This window comes from Arthrobacter zhangbolii (genome assembly GCF_022869865.1).
GTDB classification, from domain to species: Bacteria; Actinomycetota; Actinomycetes; order Actinomycetales; family Micrococcaceae; genus Arthrobacter_B; species Arthrobacter_B zhangbolii.
Genome location: NZ_CP094984.1, coordinates 2,617,541 through 2,633,087 on the forward strand (window position 1 = coordinate 2,617,541; position 15,547 = coordinate 2,633,087).

At 64.4% G+C, this 15,547-nt stretch carries 15 protein-coding genes; 4 read left to right on the plus strand and 11 right to left on the minus strand.

All coding sequences use genetic code 11. The annotated features are described in order from the left end of the window. Nucleotides 1–23 precede the first annotated feature (23 nt). The 3 genes from MUK71_RS12105 to dapE form a co-directional block, all read right to left on the minus strand. The gene (locus tag MUK71_RS12105) at nucleotides 24–830 is read right to left on the minus strand and encodes an IS3 family transposase (protein WP_244802774.1); all 807 of its coding nucleotides are present in this window, start codon (nucleotides 828–830) and stop codon (nucleotides 24–26) included. Nucleotides 831–874: 44 nt separating this feature from the next. Beyond that, nucleotides 875–1,201, minus strand: coding sequence for a helix-turn-helix domain-containing protein (locus MUK71_RS12110; RefSeq protein ID WP_244802772.1), 327 nt, complete (start codon nucleotides 1,199–1,201; stop codon nucleotides 875–877). A 283-nt stretch (nucleotides 1,202–1,484) separates the two neighbouring features. Further along, nucleotides 1,485–2,576: a succinyl-diaminopimelate desuccinylase gene (gene dapE, locus MUK71_RS12115; protein WP_227928842.1), complete on the minus strand. Its 1,092-nt coding sequence runs from the start codon at nucleotides 2,574–2,576 to the stop codon at nucleotides 1,485–1,487. Between the two features lie 33 nt (nucleotides 2,577–2,609). Between dapE and dapD the strand changes: the two genes are divergently transcribed. From dapD to galE, 3 genes are all read left to right on the plus strand, one after another. Beyond that, a complete protein-coding gene (gene dapD, locus MUK71_RS12120) occupies nucleotides 2,610–3,593 on the plus strand; it encodes a 2,3,4,5-tetrahydropyridine-2,6-dicarboxylate N-succinyltransferase (protein ID WP_227928841.1) in 984 nt (327 codons plus the stop codon). A 24-nt stretch (nucleotides 3,594–3,617) separates the two neighbouring features. After that, nucleotides 3,618–4,487 carry a transglycosylase SLT domain-containing protein gene (locus tag MUK71_RS12125; RefSeq protein ID WP_227928840.1) on the plus strand — a complete coding sequence of 290 codons (870 nt, stop codon included), beginning with the start codon at nucleotides 3,618–3,620 and terminating at the stop codon, nucleotides 4,485–4,487. 64 nt (nucleotides 4,488–4,551) lie between these two features. Next, on the plus strand, nucleotides 4,552–5,568 hold the full coding sequence (galE, locus tag MUK71_RS12130) for a UDP-glucose 4-epimerase GalE (protein ID WP_227928839.1): 1,017 nt from the start codon (nucleotides 4,552–4,554) through the stop codon (nucleotides 5,566–5,568). 186 nt (nucleotides 5,569–5,754) lie between these two features. Here the strand turns inward: galE and MUK71_RS12135 are convergent, their stop codons facing one another. From MUK71_RS12135 to fdxA, 3 genes are all read right to left on the minus strand, one after another. Next, nucleotides 5,755–7,047, minus strand: coding sequence for a citrate synthase (locus MUK71_RS12135; protein WP_227903677.1), 1,293 nt, complete (start codon nucleotides 7,045–7,047; stop codon nucleotides 5,755–5,757). Nucleotides 7,048–7,245: 198 nt separating this feature from the next. Continuing rightward, nucleotides 7,246–8,403 (minus strand): succinyldiaminopimelate transaminase, encoded by a 1,158-nt coding sequence (gene dapC / locus MUK71_RS12140; protein ID WP_227903678.1) that lies wholly within the window; start codon nucleotides 8,401–8,403, stop codon nucleotides 7,246–7,248. Then, the gene (gene fdxA, locus MUK71_RS12145) at nucleotides 8,400–8,723 is read right to left on the minus strand and encodes a ferredoxin (protein WP_227903680.1); all 324 of its coding nucleotides are present in this window, start codon (nucleotides 8,721–8,723) and stop codon (nucleotides 8,400–8,402) included. The genes dapC and fdxA overlap by 4 nt, the downstream gene beginning before the upstream one ends. A 142-nt stretch (nucleotides 8,724–8,865) precedes the next feature. On the opposite strand from fdxA, the gene MUK71_RS12150 reads away from it, so the two are divergent. After that, entirely contained in the window at nucleotides 8,866–9,105 is a 240-nt protein-coding gene (locus tag MUK71_RS12150) for a putative acetyltransferase (protein ID WP_227903681.1), read from the plus strand. A 113-nt stretch (nucleotides 9,106–9,218) separates the two neighbouring features. On the opposite strand, the gene MUK71_RS12155 is transcribed toward MUK71_RS12150, so the two are convergent. The 5 genes from MUK71_RS12155 to MUK71_RS12175 form a co-directional block, all read right to left on the minus strand. Further along, the gene (locus MUK71_RS12155; RefSeq protein ID WP_227903683.1) at nucleotides 9,219–9,590 is read right to left on the minus strand and encodes a hypothetical protein; all 372 of its coding nucleotides are present in this window, start codon (nucleotides 9,588–9,590) and stop codon (nucleotides 9,219–9,221) included. Between the two features lie 88 nt (nucleotides 9,591–9,678). Continuing rightward, nucleotides 9,679–11,601 (minus strand): translational GTPase TypA, encoded by a 1,923-nt coding sequence (gene typA, locus MUK71_RS12160; RefSeq protein WP_227903685.1) that lies wholly within the window; start codon nucleotides 11,599–11,601, stop codon nucleotides 9,679–9,681. Between the two features lie 277 nt (nucleotides 11,602–11,878). Then, nucleotides 11,879–13,576, minus strand: coding sequence for an ABC transporter ATP-binding protein (locus MUK71_RS12165; protein WP_227903687.1), 1,698 nt, complete (start codon nucleotides 13,574–13,576; stop codon nucleotides 11,879–11,881). After that, entirely contained in the window at nucleotides 13,573–14,526 is a 954-nt protein-coding gene (locus MUK71_RS12170; protein WP_227903690.1) for an ABC transporter permease, read from the minus strand. Before MUK71_RS12170 ends, MUK71_RS12165 begins: the two co-directional genes overlap by 4 nt. Continuing rightward, on the minus strand, nucleotides 14,519–15,445 hold the full coding sequence (locus MUK71_RS12175; RefSeq protein WP_227903691.1) for an ABC transporter permease: 927 nt from the start codon (nucleotides 15,443–15,445) through the stop codon (nucleotides 14,519–14,521). Before MUK71_RS12175 ends, MUK71_RS12170 begins: the two co-directional genes overlap by 8 nt. Between the last annotated feature and the right edge of the window lie 102 nt (nucleotides 15,446–15,547).

Here is a 15,547-nt window from a genome sequence, read left to right on the forward strand (position 1 = left end):
AGTTGGACTGGCCAAATAAAAGTCTAGGCCGCGAGGGCCTGAGCACGGTATTGCACCGGGCTCAGGCCCTCGAGCTTTGTCGAGATACGTTCAGTGTTGTACCAGCGGATGTACTCATCCAGCTGGGCCCTCAGGGCATCGGTGTTCAGGAACCGGACCCGGTGGAAGAGTTCCTCCTTGAGGTGTCCGAAGAAGTTCTCCATCACCGCGTTGTCGTAGCAGTTGCCCTTGCGGGACATCGATTGGACCGCTCCGGCGTTCTTCAGCAGCGTCCGCCACGAGACGTGCTGATACTGGAATCCCTGATCCGAATGCACGAGCGGCTGCGCCCCGGGCTCGAGACCGGTGAGGGCTTCACGCAGCGAGGAGTTAGTGAGCTCCAGATTCGGGGATAACCCGATCGAGTACGAGATGATCTGCCGGTTGAAGAGGTCCATCACCGGGGAGAGGTAGAGCTTGCGGTCACCGACGCTGAACTCGGTCACGTCGGTCACCCACTTCTGGTTCGGTGCAGCAGCTTCGAACTCCCGGTTCAGCAGATTCGGTGCCACCACGCCCTGTTCACCGCGGTAGGAGACGTAACGCTTCCTTCGCCGTACTTTGCAGACCAGCCGCAGCGAACGCATCAGCTTCAACACGGTCTTTTTCGCCACCGTCCACCCGTGCTTGAGCAGCTCAGTATGAATGCGGCGGTGCCCGTACCGGCCGTGGTTCTTCTCGAAGATCTCCCTCACGGCAGCCTTAATCTCAGCTTGCGGGTCTGGGCGCTGGAAGCGGGCCTGATGATAGAAAAACGTCGAACGGGCCAGGCCCGCGACGTCCAGGAGCACGTCCAGCCGGTGTTCGGCCTTGAGAGCGATGACAGCGCGGACCTTTACGGCCGTTCCTCGTCCCTCAAGGCCTGCACTTTTCCCAGGAACGCGACCTCTGCCCGCAGACGCTCGTTCTCGCGGCGCAATCGTTGTATCTCTGACTCTGGCTGCGTCGATGCCTCAGGATTTGTCTTCGGGCGGCCCTTGGGCTTCGCGCGCAGTCCGTCTTCGCCTTCCGCCCGGTACTGACGTGCCCACTTCTCGATCAGCTGCGGAGAGGACAGCTGGAGCTCTTTAGCCAGGGCGACTTTGCTCTCTCCAGCTTGAAATCGGCGCACGGCATCGAGTTTGAACTCGAAGGAGAACAAGCGTTTGGTTGGCTTGGCCACTAGCGTCGAACCTCCGCGAACTCTCCACCGGTCGTATAGCCGGCGGATTGCTTTCACGCGCACCCCGAGCCTTGTTGCTACGGAGTTGGGACCCCAACCGGTCTCGAACAACGCTACCGCGGCCTTGCGTTGTTCCTCGGATAACGAACTGCTCTTCTGCAAAAACTGCTCCCCGAAAGTCAGAACTGATTTCTCAGTCCAACTTTCGGGGAGCAGTTCATACGCCTGTCCTCCCCTTTTCGTGCGTCCTTTTTGAGCCTCGTCCCGTCCCGGACGGGCAGGCTCAGCTCAGCCAGGTGCGCAGCGACGCCAGGCACGTGCGGATGGCGGCGGCGTCCACATGTTCGTTGTCCGTGTGGGCCAGCAGCGCATCCCCCGGCCCGAAGTTCACCGCGGGAACTCCCAGCGCGCTGAACCGCGCGACGTCGGTCCATCCGTACTTGGGCTTCGGCTCTGCGCCCACGGCGGCGACGAAACTCGCTGCTGCCGGTAGGGTCAGGCCCGGACGGGCGCCGGCTGCCGCATCGGTGCGGACCACGTCGAATCCGGCCAGCAGGTTCCGGACATAGGCTTCGGCCTCCGCGACGCTCTTATCCGGGGCGAAGCGGTAGTTGATTTCCACCGTGGCGGCATCGGGGATGACGTTGCCTGCTGTTCCGCCCCATACCTTTACCGCGTTGAGCGATTCCCGGTAATCGAGTCCCTCCACCGATACCGTGGCGGGTGAGTGGTCGCGCAGCCGCACCAGGATTTCAGCGGCGGCGTGGATGGCGTTCTCCCCCATCCAGGCACGGGCGGAGTGTGCCGCCCTGCCGGTAGTGGTGGCGTGGAAGCGCATGGTGCCGTTGCAACCGCCCTCCACGGTCCCGTTGGTGGGCTCCAGCAGGATCGCGAAATCCGCCCTGAGCCACTCGGCGTGGGACTCGGCCAGGCGTCCGAGACCGCTGAGGGACGCATCCACTTCCTCGTGGTCATAGAAGATGTAGGTGACGTCCCGGGTGGGATCGGTGAGCGTGGCTGCCAGTGCCAGCTGGACCGCCACCCCGCCCTTCATATCCGTTGCGCCGCGGCCGTACAGGACGTCCCCGTCCCAGGACGGCGGCACGGTTCCCCGCGAGCCGGGGACAGTGGGCAGCGGCACGGTATCCAAGTGTCCGGCCAGGATGACCCGCTCGGTCCGTCCGAGGTTGGTCCGGGCCACCACGGAGTCCCCGTCCCGGGACACCTCCAGGTGCGGGTAGGCGCGCAGCGCGTTCTCCACGGCGTCGGCAATGGTCTTCTCGTTGCCGGAGACGCTCTCGATAGCCATGAGTGCGGCCGTAAGTTCCGCTACGTCGTCGGTAAGGTTCAGGGAAGGCACAGCTGTATCAGTCACCGTCCCACAGTACCGCTCGGTAGACTGGAGCCCATGACTTCAAGCTCTGCCCCCACCCCCGCCGAAACCACAGACAGCCGCACTGCCTCGGGCCTTGGCCTGGCTACCGTCACTTCCGACGGCGCGGTGCTCGATGTCTGGTTCCCCCGCCCCGTTCTGGGCACCTCCGAGGCTGACGCCGCACTGCGCAGCGACCTCGACGCCGCTGCCGAAGCCATGGCCGATGGCATCCGCGGCACGCACGGAGAAGTGCTGGAAACCCGGATCGACCTCGACGCCGCCCCCGCGGACACGGCCGACGCCTACCTCCGGCTGCATCTGCTTTCCACCCGCCTGGCCGCACCGAACAGCATCAACCTGGACGGCATCTTCGCTTCCCTGCCCAACGTTGTCTGGACCAACCACGGCCCGTGCGCCGTGGCTGACTTCGAGGCCGTCCGCCTGCGGCTGCGCAGCCGCGGCCCGGTCACCGTGTACGGGGTGGACAAGTTCCCCCGCATGACCGACTACGTGCTGCCCTCCGGCGTCCGCATTGCCGACGCCGGGCGGGTGCGCCTTGGCGCCCACCTGGCCGAGGGCACCACCGTGATGCACGAAGGGTTCGTGAACTTCAACGCCGGGACGCTGGGCACCTCCATGGTGGAGGGGCGCATCTCCGCAGGCGTCGTGGTTGGCGACGGGACCGACGTCGGCGGCGGCGCCTCGATCATGGGCACACTCTCCGGCGGCGGCAAGGAAAAGATCACCCTGGGCGAACGCGTGCTGCTGGGCGCCAATTCCGGTGTCGGTATCAGCATCGGCGATGACAGCGTGGTGGAAGCCGGCCTGTACGTTACCGCCGGAACCCGCGTCAGTGTTGCCTCTGCTGACGGCGGTGAGGCACGGGTGGTGAAGGCCTCCGAGCTTTCGGGTGTGCCGAACCTGCTGTTCCGGCGCAACTCCGCTACGGGCGCCGTGGAGGCGCTGCCCCGCAACGGACGCACTGTGGAACTGAACTCCGCACTGCACGCCAACTGATACCCCGGCACACGCTTCGACGGCATGATATTGCTCCGGCAGCAGGAGACCCGCAGCTTTCGGCTGCTGGTCCTGCTGCTGGTGCTCTGCGTGCTGGCCTTCGCGGTGCTGTTCGCGGTGTCCGCCCTCTCGGGAAAGAAGCAGACGCCGGTGATCTCTGAACGCTGTGTGGCGGCTGTGGGCGGCGCGGAATACTCCCTGACGCTGGAACAGGCCACCAATGCCTCCATCATCTCCGGCGTGGGCGTTGCCCGCGGCCTGCCCCCGCGGGCCGTCTCCATTGCCCTGGCAACGGCCCTGCAGGAATCCGGACTGCGCAACGTGAACTACGGCGACGACGCCGGTCCGGATTCCCGCGGGCTGTTCCAGCAACGCCCGTCCCAGGGATGGGGCAGCGAGGAACAGGTGATGGACCCGGTATACGCCGCCAACGCCTTCTACAACGGGCTGGAGCAGGTCCCGGGGTATCTTGACCTGCCCATCACCGTGGCGGCGCAGGCCGTGCAGCGCAGCGCCTTCCCTGACGCCTACGCCAAGCACGAAGGCCCGGCACGCGCCTTTGCCTCCGCGCTGACCGGGCAGACCCCCGCTGCACTGTCCTGCACCCTGCGGGCGCCGGTGACCACCTCCGACCCTGCGGCCGGCGCCTCGGCTGTCGAGGCGATCTACGGACCGCTGGGCGGCACGGTGCTCGGCCCGCTGTACCTGGCCGACGTCAGTGGAACCTACGGCTGGTCGGTGGCCTCCTGGTTCGTGGCCAATGCCAAGGCCCTGGGCATTGAATCGGTAGCCTATGAGGGGCGGACCTGGCATGTGGGGACGGCCGTCTGGGAGGAATCCCCCGCCGCCGCCGGGCAGGTAGCCGTAACCGTTTTCAGCCCACCGGAGGAGTAAAACCCGGTACTGGGGCCCAGTAACGACAGCGCATCCCCGACGCGGAGCGTTTAGGCTTAGGACCATGCGCATTCTAGTCACCGGTGGCACCGGTTATATCGGATCCCACACCACCCTCGCCCTGCTTGAAGCCGGCCACGATGTGGTGGTGCTGGACAACCTCATGAATTCCAGCGAAGAATCCCTGCGCCGTGTTCAGGAACTGACCGGCCGGAAGGCCGAATTTGTCCGCGCCGATCTGCTGGACACAGCGGCCCTCGAGGAAGTATTCGAAGGCGGCAGCATTGACGCCGTCATCCACTTCGCCGGGCTCAAGGCCGTGGGCGAATCGGTGGCGAAGCCCCTGTTTTACTACCACAACAACGTAGTGGGAACCATCAACCTGCTTGAGGCAATGGACCGGCACAACGTGCGGACCCTGGTCTTCTCCTCCTCCGCCACGGTCTACGGCGCCTCCGAAGAGGTGCCCCTCACCGAGGATGCTCCACTGGACGCGGTGAACCCGTACGGCCGGACCAAGGAGCAGATCGAGGATATCCTCAGCGACCTCGGTGCCGCGGACGGGCGCTGGAACATTGCGCTGCTGCGCTACTTCAATCCGGCCGGAGCCCATGAATCGGGCCGTATCGGTGAAGACCCCACCGGCATCCCCAACAACCTGCTGCCGTTTGTGGCCCAGGTTGCCGTGGGACGCCGCGAAAAGGTGCTGGTCTTCGGCAACGACTACCCCACCCCGGATGGCACCGGTGTGCGTGACTACATCCACGTGGTGGACCTGGCCGCCGGGCACCTCGGCGCCCTGGACTACCTCCGTGGAAACGCGGGTGTCTTCCGCTGGAACCTGGGCACCGGCAACGGTTCCTCGGTCCTGGAGGTGCTGACCGCTTTTTCGGAAGCTGCGGGCAAGGATATCCCCTACGAATTCACCGACCGACGGCCCGGCGACGCCGCCGTCAGCTACGCCGACCCCTCCGCCGCGCACCGGGACCTTGGCTGGCGCGCCGAGCGTTCACTGGCCCAAATGTGCGAGGACCACTGGCGCTGGCAGAAGAACAACCCCGAGGGTTACGCCGGATCCTAGCCGCCCCCGCCGGCGGGCGTTGGAGCGGGTTCCAGCCTGCGCGAACGCCCGCCGGCAAGCAGGAGCGCAGATAGGCAGACAGATAAAGGCAACATAAAAGGGAAGGTCCCCGGAATTTTCCGGGGACCTTCCCTTTTATGTTGTTCGCATTCCTGCCGTGCCCGGAGGCCGGGACCGGCGGAACCGTTAGCGCTGCGGGTAGTTACGCTCCGGAGCACCCGTGTACAGCTGACGCGGACGGCCGATCTTCGTCTGCGGATCCTGCATCATCTCGCGCCACTGGGCAATCCAACCCGGGAGGCGGCCAATGGCGAAGAGGACGGTGAACATCTTCTCCGGGAAACCCATGGCCTTGTAGATCAGGCCGGTGTAGAAGTCCACGTTCGGGTACAGCTTGCGCTCGATGAAGTAATCATCGGCCAGGGCCTTCTCTTCCAGGCGCATGGCGATATCCAGCAACTCGTCATTGCCGCCGAGCTTGGACAGGATTTCGTGGGCCGTGGCCTTGACGATCTTGGCCCGCGGATCGTAGTTCTTGTAGACGCGGTGCCCGAAGCCCATAAGCTTCACGCCGTCTTCCTTGTTCTTGACCTTTTCCATGAAGGTCTCCGGGGCCATACCGGTGCCCTGGATGTCGCGCAGCATGTTCAGCACGGCCTCGTTGGCGCCGCCGTGCAGCGGGCCGAAGAGTGCACTGATGCCGGCCGAGACGGAGGCAAACATGTTCGCGTTGGAGCTTCCGACCAGACGGACGGTGGAGGTGGAGCAGTTCTGCTCGTGGTCCGCGTGCAGGATCAGGAGCAGGTCCAGCGCCTTCACCAGGTCCGGATCGATTTCGTACGGCTCGGCCGGAAGGCCGAAGGAAAGCCGCATGAAGTTCTCCACCAGGTTCATGGAGTTGTCCGGGTAGAGCATCGGCTGGCCGATGGACTTCTTGTGTGCGTAGGCGGCAATCACCGGGAGCTTCGCCATCAGGCGGACCGTGGAGAGTTCCACCTGTTCTTCGTCGAACGGGTCCAGGGAATCCTGGTAGAACGTGGACAGCGCGCTCACCGCCGAGGACAGCACCGGCATCGGGTGGGCGTCGCGCGGGAAGCCGCCGAAGAAGCCCTTGAGGTCTTCGTGCAGCAGGGTGTGGCGGCGGATCCGCTGGTCAAAGTTTTCCAGCTCGGTGGGGGTCGGCAGTTCCCCGTAGATCAGCAGGTAGGAGGTCTCGAGGAAACTCGAGTGCTTGGCCAGCTGCTCAATCGGGTAACCGCGGTACCGCAGGATGCCCTGGTCACCATCAATGTAGGTGATCGCGGACGTGGTGGCCGCCGTGTTCATAAAGCCGGGGTCAAAAGTGACGGTGCCGGTCTGCTTCAGCAGCTTGGAAACGTCGAATCCGTCGTTTCCTTCCGCTGCGGCAACACGGGGCAGCTCAAGCTCATCTTCCGGTTTTGGGCCGTACTGAAGCTTGGCACTGGGTTGCTCAGTCATTAAGTCTCCTTTAGGAGTTTTCGAAACCGCCGCTATGTACATCCGCTTCCGACTGACATAGTGCATTCCGCTAAACTATTTCGCTAAAACGCTACCGGTTTCAGTGCCCTTACCACTAATCGGTGCAGGCACTGTTGTACAAGCGCAACATGGACAGGGGCCCGTCCGGTGCAGGCCCCCGCCTTTTTCCGTGCCGCGTTACTGCTGTGACGCCGCTTCCAGCCGCTGCGCTGCTGAGCGGACATCGTCATCCGTGCCGGTCAGGGCAACCCGGACGAAGCCTGCGCCGGCGTCTCCGTAGAACACACCGGGGCCTACTACTATGCCCAGCTCGGCGAACCGGCCTACGGTGGCCCAGGTGTCTTCACCCGCTGACGCCCAGAGGTAGAGTCCGGCCTCGGAGTGTTCAATGGTGAGCCCGAAGGATTCAAGCGCCGGCACCAGCAGGTCCCGCCTGGCACGGTACAGCTCCTTCTGGGCGGCCACATGCGTATCATCGCGCAGGGCCGCGGCCATGGCAGCCTGCACCGGGGCGGGAACAATCATGCCCGCATGCTTGCGGCTGTTGACCAGGTTCGCGATGATCGCCGGGTCTCCGGCGGTGAAGGCAGCCCGGTAGCCGGCCATGTTGGACTGCTTGCTGAGCGAGTACACCGCCAGCAGGGATTCATGGCTTCCGCCGCTCACGCGCGGATCAAGGATGCTGGGCACGGGTTCCCCGTCCCCGGACGGGTCCCAACGGCCCCAGCCGAGTTCTGCGTAGCATTCGTCGGAGGCCACCACAGCCCCTACCCCGCGGGCCTGTTCCACCAAGGCAGCCAGCGACTCCGCTGAACGGACAATTCCGGTGGGGTTGCCCGGCGAATTGACCCAGACCAGCCGGACCCGGGCACGCGTCTGCTCATCGAGGTCATCGAGGCTGTCTGCGGCCACCGCCGTCGCGCCGGCAAAAACCGCTCCCATGTCATAGGTGGGGTAGGCAACCACGGGGCGGACGACGACGTCGCCCTCCCCCAGTCCGAGCAGCAGCGGCAGCCAGGCCACCAGTTCCTTGGACCCGACCGTGGGCAGGATTGCCGCAGGATCAAGCCCGGGCACACCGCGGCGCCGGGCAAACCATTCCGACACCGCTTCCCGCAGGTCGGCGGTCCCATGGGTGGTGGGGTATCCGGGGGCGTCTGCCGCCTCTGTGAGGGCATCACGGACGATTTGTGGTGTGGGATCCACCGGCGTGCCGATGGAGAGATTTACGGCGCCCCCGGGATGCTCCGAGGCGCGGCGCTGGTACGGCGCCATGGCGTCCCAGGGGTACTCCGGCAGGTTCAGGCCGAAGGCCCGGGAAACGGCCGGGCTCATGCCTGGTTCTGCGGAGGGAGTGCAGCGATGATGGGGTGGTCCTTGTGCGTGTTGCCGACCTTTGCGGCACCGCCCGGAGAACCCAGGTCATCAAAGAACTCGACGTTGGCCTTGTAGTAGTCGGCCCATTCCTCGGGAGTGTCATCCTCGTAGTAGATGGCCTCAACCGGGCAGACGGGTTCGCACGCACCGCAGTCAACGCATTCGTCCGGGTGGATGTAGAGGGAGCGTTCGCCTTCGTAGATGCAGTCCACGGGGCATTCTTCGATACATGCCTTGTCTTTTACATCCACGCACGGCTGCGCAATTACGTACGTCACGTCCCTTGCCTTCCTGATCTGCGGACCGCCGCCGTTTCCGGCGGGGTTCGCTTGGGGTGTTGGTTCCACGTTAGTAGCCGAAACCATTATCTCCCAGTCGGGACGCCCCGGCTGCATCCGGACCCGGACGTAGGATGGAGGCATGAACCCCGAGCACCCTGCCGATCTCCTGCAGCGGCTGGCACCCGGTGAGCGCGTGGTGGTGCGCTACCGGATTGAGGGCGGCTTCACGGACGCCCTGGGCGTCCTGCTCCGGGCCGGCAGCGGCGACTGCACCGTCTCCACCCGGCGCGGCGACGTACTGATCCCCTATCCGCTCATAACGGCTGCCAAACCGGTTCCTCCGGCCCCGCCTCGCAGGGAACGGAAATTCCCCGCCTGAGCACCCTCTCCAGGCGGAAGTGCCCGTCGGGCAGACGTGCCGGCCGGATAATGCCAAAGGCCGCCGGAAGGTATCTTCCAGCGGCCTTTGCCGATACATGGGATTTTTGCCTGTCAGGGCCCTGCCACGGGCGGGCGCCCGGCATTGCGGTCCCTGCCCAGCACCCGTGCGCAGATCAGCACGGCAGCGATGGTGGCCACGGCCTGCCCGAACAGCCACAGCAGCCCGGCGGTTACCACTGGAGGCTGCTCCTCGGCGCTGGCGCCGGTGACAATCAGCGGCGCCTCGTTCAGCAGATCGAGGGAGAACAGGCCCAGCACCAGATAGGTCACTGCACCTGTGACGGCACTGAGGACGGCGTTGCGCCGCCACAGGCCCACCAGCAGTGCCACGGCGCAGCTGAACACCACGGCCAGAAGCGCACCCACCGGCAGCCCGGTCTCTCCCGCATACACCACGTGGTTATGCAGAGAGGTGCCGAGCACCGCGGCAAGGATGCCGCCAACCACAGCGGCAAGAGGCCCCCGCCAGCGCGGGGACCTCTTGCCGGAATCTGCCGAAGTGGAGATGGTGCTAGTTCTTTGCGCGGGCGCGGTAGGCCTTGGCGCGCTCATTGGCGTCAAGGATCAGCTTGCGGATACGGATGGACTCCGGCGTGACCTCCACGCATTCGTCCTCACGGGCGAATTCGAGGGATTCTTCCAGGGTCAGCTTCCGCGGCGGGGTGAGGTTCTCGAAGGTGTCGGAGGAAGCTGCACGCATGTTGGTGAGCTTCTTTTCCTTCGTGATGTTCACGTCCATGTCATCGGCGCGGGAGTTCTCGCCGACGATCATGCCTTCGTAGACCTCGGAGGTGGGCTCCACGAAGAAGGAGCCGCGTTCCTGCAGGTTGATCATGGCGAACGGGGTCACCACACCGGCGCGGTCGGCGATCATCGAACCGTTGGTGCGGTACTCGATGGGGCCGGCCCACGGCTCGTAGCCTTCGGCGATGGATGCGGAGATACCGGCACCGCGGGTTTCCGTGAGGAAGCGTGTGCGGAAGCCGATCAGGCCGCGGGCGGGGACGATGAATTCCATCCGGACCCAGCCGGTGCCGTGGTTGGCCATGTTGACCATCCGGCCCTTGCGGGCGGCCATCAGCTGGGTGACGGCGCCGAGGTATTCCTCGGGTACGTCAATGGTCATGTGTTCCATCGGCTCGTGGATCTTGCCGTCGATGGTCTTGGTGACCACCTGCGGCTTGCCCACGGTCAGCTCGAAGCCTTCGCGGCGCATCTGCTCCACGAGGATGGCCAGGGCGAGCTCGCCTCGGCCCTGGACTTCCCAGGCATCCGGACGCTCGGTCGGCAGGACCTTGAGCGAGACGTTGCCGATCAGTTCCTTGTCGAGGCGGTCCTTGACCTGGCGGGCGGTGACCTTGGCACCCTTGACCTTGCCGGCCAGCGGCGAGGTGTTGATACCGATGGTCATGGAGATCGCGGGATCATCCACGGTGATCAGCGGCAGCGGCTTGGGGTTGTCGACGTCGGTCAGGGTCTCACCGATGGTGATGTCCTCGATGCCGGCAACGGCCACGATCTCGCCGGGGCCGGCGGATTCGGTGGGTACGCGCTCCAGTGCCTTGGTGGCGAGGAGTTCGGTGATCTTAACGGTCTTCATGGTGCCGTCCTGGCGGGCCCAGGCAACCTGCTGGCCCTTGCGGAGGGTGCCGTTGAAGATACGCAGCAGGGCGAGGCGGCCCAGGAACGGAGATGCGTCCAGGTTGGTGACGTGCGCCTGCAGGACACCTTCGGGATCGTAGGTCGGGGCCGGGATGTGCTCCAGAATGGTCTGGAACAGCGGTTCCAGGTTGTCATTCGCGGGGGCTTCGCCGTCGGCCGGCTGCTCCAGGGAGGCGGCACCGACGCGGGCTGCGGCGTAGACAACGGGAACGTTCAGGACCAGGTCAAGGTCGAGGTCCGGAACTTCGTCCGCGAGGTCGGAGGCCAGGCCGAGCAGCAGGTCCATGGACTCGCTGACAACTTCGTCAATCCGGGCATCGGGACGGTCGGTCTTGTTGACCAGCAGGACTACCGGCAGCTTCGCGGCAAGTGCCTTGCGCAGCACGAAGCGCGTCTGGGGCAGCGGGCCTTCCGAGGCGTCAACCAGCAGGACAACGCCGTCGACCATGGACAGGCCGCGCTCGACCTCGCCGCCGAAGTCGGCGTGGCCGGGGGTGTCAATAACGTTGATGGTGATGGTTTCGCCGTTGGCAGCCGGGCCGTTGTAGAACACAGTGGTGTTCTTGGCCAGGATGGTGATGCCCTTTTCGCGCTCCAGGTCACCGGAGTCCATCACGCGTTCTTCCACGTCTCCGTGGGCGGCAAACGAGTTCGTCTGCTTCAGCATGGCGTCGACGAGGGTCGTCTTACCGTGGTCAACGTGGGCCACAATAGCAACGTTGCGGAGATCGCTTCGCACTGCGCTGTTTACAGCCGTGTTGGTTTCTGACATGCGTGAGGACTCAATTCATAGGAGATCAGTTCGGGGTGTTTCATATCGGCCGGGTTTGGTCCCGGCGTATCCGGCTGTTCTGTACGAATGCTGATTCAATCTCTTGCTCAATCACCAGTCAGAATCCACCGAAGGCCCCGCCGTCAGCGGGCACGCTAACATTCTAGTCCCAAGACCATATCTTCCCTAATGCGGGATTTTAACCGCCCCCTTCGCCGGACACAGAGAAGGCGGGGAACCGTACCGGTCCCCCGCCTTTCTGCCGAACCGCCGGCTGCTAGGCGACCTCGGGCGGCAGTTCGAGCCGCGACCCGGGAATGGCTGCCAGCAGGGCCTGGGTGTAGGCCTCGCGCGGATTGTCGAACACGTCGTCCGTGCTTCCGGTTTCCACCAGCTTGCCCTTTTCCATGACACAGACGTAGTCCGCGATCTGGCGCACCACGGCCAGGTCATGGGTGATGAACAGGTAGCTCAGCCCCAGTTCGGACTGCAGGTCCGCGAGCAGGTTCAGGATCTGCGCCTGCACCAGCACGTCGAGCGCCGAGACGGCTTCATCACAGATCACCACTTCGGGGTCCAGCGCCAGGGCCCGGGCAATAGCGACGCGCTGGCGCTGACCGCCGGAGAGCTCGTTCGGGAACCGGCGCATCACCGAGGAGGGCAGGGCCACCTGGTCCAGCAGCTCACGCACCTTGGCCTCGCGGCTCTTCGCGTTGCCGATCTTGTGCACCCGCAACGGCTCTTCAATGGTGCGGAAGATGTTGTACATCGGGTCCAGGGAGCCGTAGGGATCCTGGAAGATCGGCTGTACCCGGCGCCGGAACTCGAACAGGCGCTTCGAGTTCAGCGTGGTCATGTCCACCCCGTTGAACAGGATGGAACCGCTGGTGGGCGTCTCCAGGTTCAGGACCATCCGTGCCACGGTGGACTTGCCCGAACCGGACTCACCCACGACGGCGGTGGTGGTGCCGCGCTTGATGTTGAAGGACACGTTGTCCACGGCCGTGAAGTCCGTGGACTTACCCAGCCCGCTGCGCAGCTTGAAGACCTTGGTCAGATCCTTGACCTCAATGACGTTGTCCGCTGCCTTCAGCTTCGTTTCGTCCTCCGAGGTCAGCAGGTCCGCGCTCTCCAGGCCCAGGCTCTTCGCGGAGTCAATCCGCTTGGAGGCCAGGGACGGTGCTGATTCGACCAGCTTGCGGGTGTACGGGTGCCTCGGGTTGGTGAGGATCTCCAGGGCGGGCCCGGACTCGACAACCTGGCCCTTGTACATCACAACAACCTTCTGGGCGCGTTCAGCAGCCAGGCCAAGGTCGTGCGTGATCAACAGCACGGCGGTGCCCAGTTCGTCGGTCAGGGTGCCCAGGTGGTCCAGGATCTGCCGCTGGACAGTCACGTCCAGCGCCGACGTCGGCTCATCAGCAATCAGCAGACGGGGGCGGCAGGACAGGCCGATGGCGATGAGGGCACGCTGACGCATACCGCCCGAGAATTCATGCGGGTACTGCTTTGCCCGCCGTGCGGCATCCGGAAGTCCGGCCTGCTCCAGCACCTTGGCAATGTCCGCCGGGGCGTGCGGCAGCCCGTTGGCCCGCAGGGTTTCCTTGACCTGGAAACCGATCTTCCAGACCGGGTTCAGGTTGGACATCGGGTCCTGAGGCACCATGCCGATGGAGCTGCCGCGCAGTTCCTGGATCCGCTTGGGGCTGGCTTGGGAGATGTCCTCCCCGTCAAAGATGATCTGTCCCCCGCTGACCCGGCCGTTGCCGGCGAGCAGGCCGATGGCGGCCAGGGCGGTGGTGGACTTGCCCGAACCGGACTCACCAACGATGGCCACGGTCTCGCCGGGCATAACCGTCAGATGTGCGTTCCGGACAGCTTCAACCTCGCCGTTGGCGGTGGAGAAGCTGATCGCAAGGTCGCGGATTTCCAGCAGCGGCTGGACGGCCGCCGTCTTTTCGGTATTGATGGTCATCGTTTGCGCGCCTTCGGATCAAGAGCATCACGGACCGCGTCGCCGAGCATGATGAAGCTCAGCACGGTAATGGACAGTGCGGCGGCGGGCCACAGCAGCGTTGAGGGGTTTGACCGCAACGAGGTCTGTGCAGCCGAGATGTCATTGCCCCACGACATGATGCTGGGCGGCAGTCCGATGCCCAGGAAGGACAGCGTTGCCTCGGCAACGATGAACGTACCCAGGGAGATGGTGGCGATAACGATCACCGGGGCGAGGGAGTTCGGGATCACGTGCTTCATCAGCGCGGAGAACTTCGAAACACCCAGGGAACGCGAGGCCACCACAAAGTCCGCGTTGCGGACGGAGATCACGGCGCCGCGGGTAATACGTGCCACCTGCGGCCAGCCGAATATCAACAGCGTAAAGACCACTGTGATGATGGTCCGGTTCTCCCGGAAAGCCGGCAGCTGCATGATGATGATGGCGCCGAGGATCAGCGGCAGTGCGAAGAAGATGTCGCCGAGGCGGGCCAGGATCGCGTCGAGCCAGCCGCCGTAGTAACCGGCCAGCGCACCCAGGATGCCGCCGATGACAACAACGGCAATGGTGGTCAGCAGGCCGACCAGGACGGAGGCACGTGTGCCGTAGATAACCCGGGCGTAAACGTCACAGCCCTGGAAGGTGTAGCCGAGCGGGTGCCCGGCGGCGGGGCCGCCGTCGGAGTTGGCCAGCAGGCAGCCTTCATCCGGGGAAGCGCTGGTGAACAGGCCCGGGAACGCGGCCACGGTCAGGATCAGCAGAATCAGCAGGGACGAAATGATGAACAGCGGCTGCGTGCGCAGGTTACGCCAGGCTTCGCCCCACAGGCTCAGCGCCTTGGTCTCTTCCTTGACACTGTCGGTTTCGGCCAGAGGGGTTTCCTCCAGCGGTGCCACATAATGCTCGGTGCTTGCGGTGTCTTTATGCATAACGGATCCTCGGATCAAGCCAGGCGTACAGGAGGTCTACGAGAAGGTTGGCGATGACGTAGACGAAGACGAGGACACTCACGATCGACACGATCGTGGGTCCTTCTCCCCTGATGACGGACTGGTAAAGTCGCTGCCCCACGCCGGGGACGTTGAAGATGCCTTCGGTGACAATGGCGCCGCCCATGAGCGCACCCAGGTCTGCCCCGAGGAAGGTCACAACGGGGATCAGTGAGTTGCGCAGAATGTGCACGGTAACCACGCGCGGCCGTGACAGGCCCTTGGCGGTGGCGGTACGGACATAGTCGGCATTCATGTTTTCGATCACGGAAGTGCGCGTCAGGCGCAGCACATAGGCGAAGGATGCCAGGCCCAGTACCAGGGCCGGCAGTATCAGGTCCGTGAACCCGGCATCGCCGCCGACGGTGGGAGAAGTCCATTGGAGCTTGACGCCCACGATGAACTGCAGCAGGAAACCGAGGACGAACACGGGAATGGCGATGACGATCAGGGAAACAACCAGGACCGTGCTGTCGAAGATCTTGCCCTTCTTCAGACCGGCGATCAGGCCGAAGATAATGCCGAAGACGGCTTCGAAGATCAGCGCCAGAATGGCGAGGCGGATGGTCACCGGGAAGGCCTGGGCCAAAACGGCGGAGACCTCACGTCCGGAGAAGTCGACGCCGAGGTCGAAGGTCACCAGGTTCTTCAGGTACAGCAGATACTGCACGATGAAGGGCTGGTCCAGGTTGTACTGGCTTCGCAGCTGCGCGGCGACGGCCTCATTGACCGGCTTGTCACCGAACAGGGCGGCAATCGGATCGCCGGGCAGGGAGAAGACCAGGAAATAGACAAGGAATGTTGCCCCGAAGAATACGGGGATCATTTGAAGTACACGTCGAAGGACGTAGCCGGCCATTAGGGGTGGCCTCCTGCCAGCTGGGGGGGATTTAGGTCTCGCATGTTTGTATACCTGTTCTTGGTAAGAACCCGAATACAAGCCGGGGCCCGGCCTTCTGGC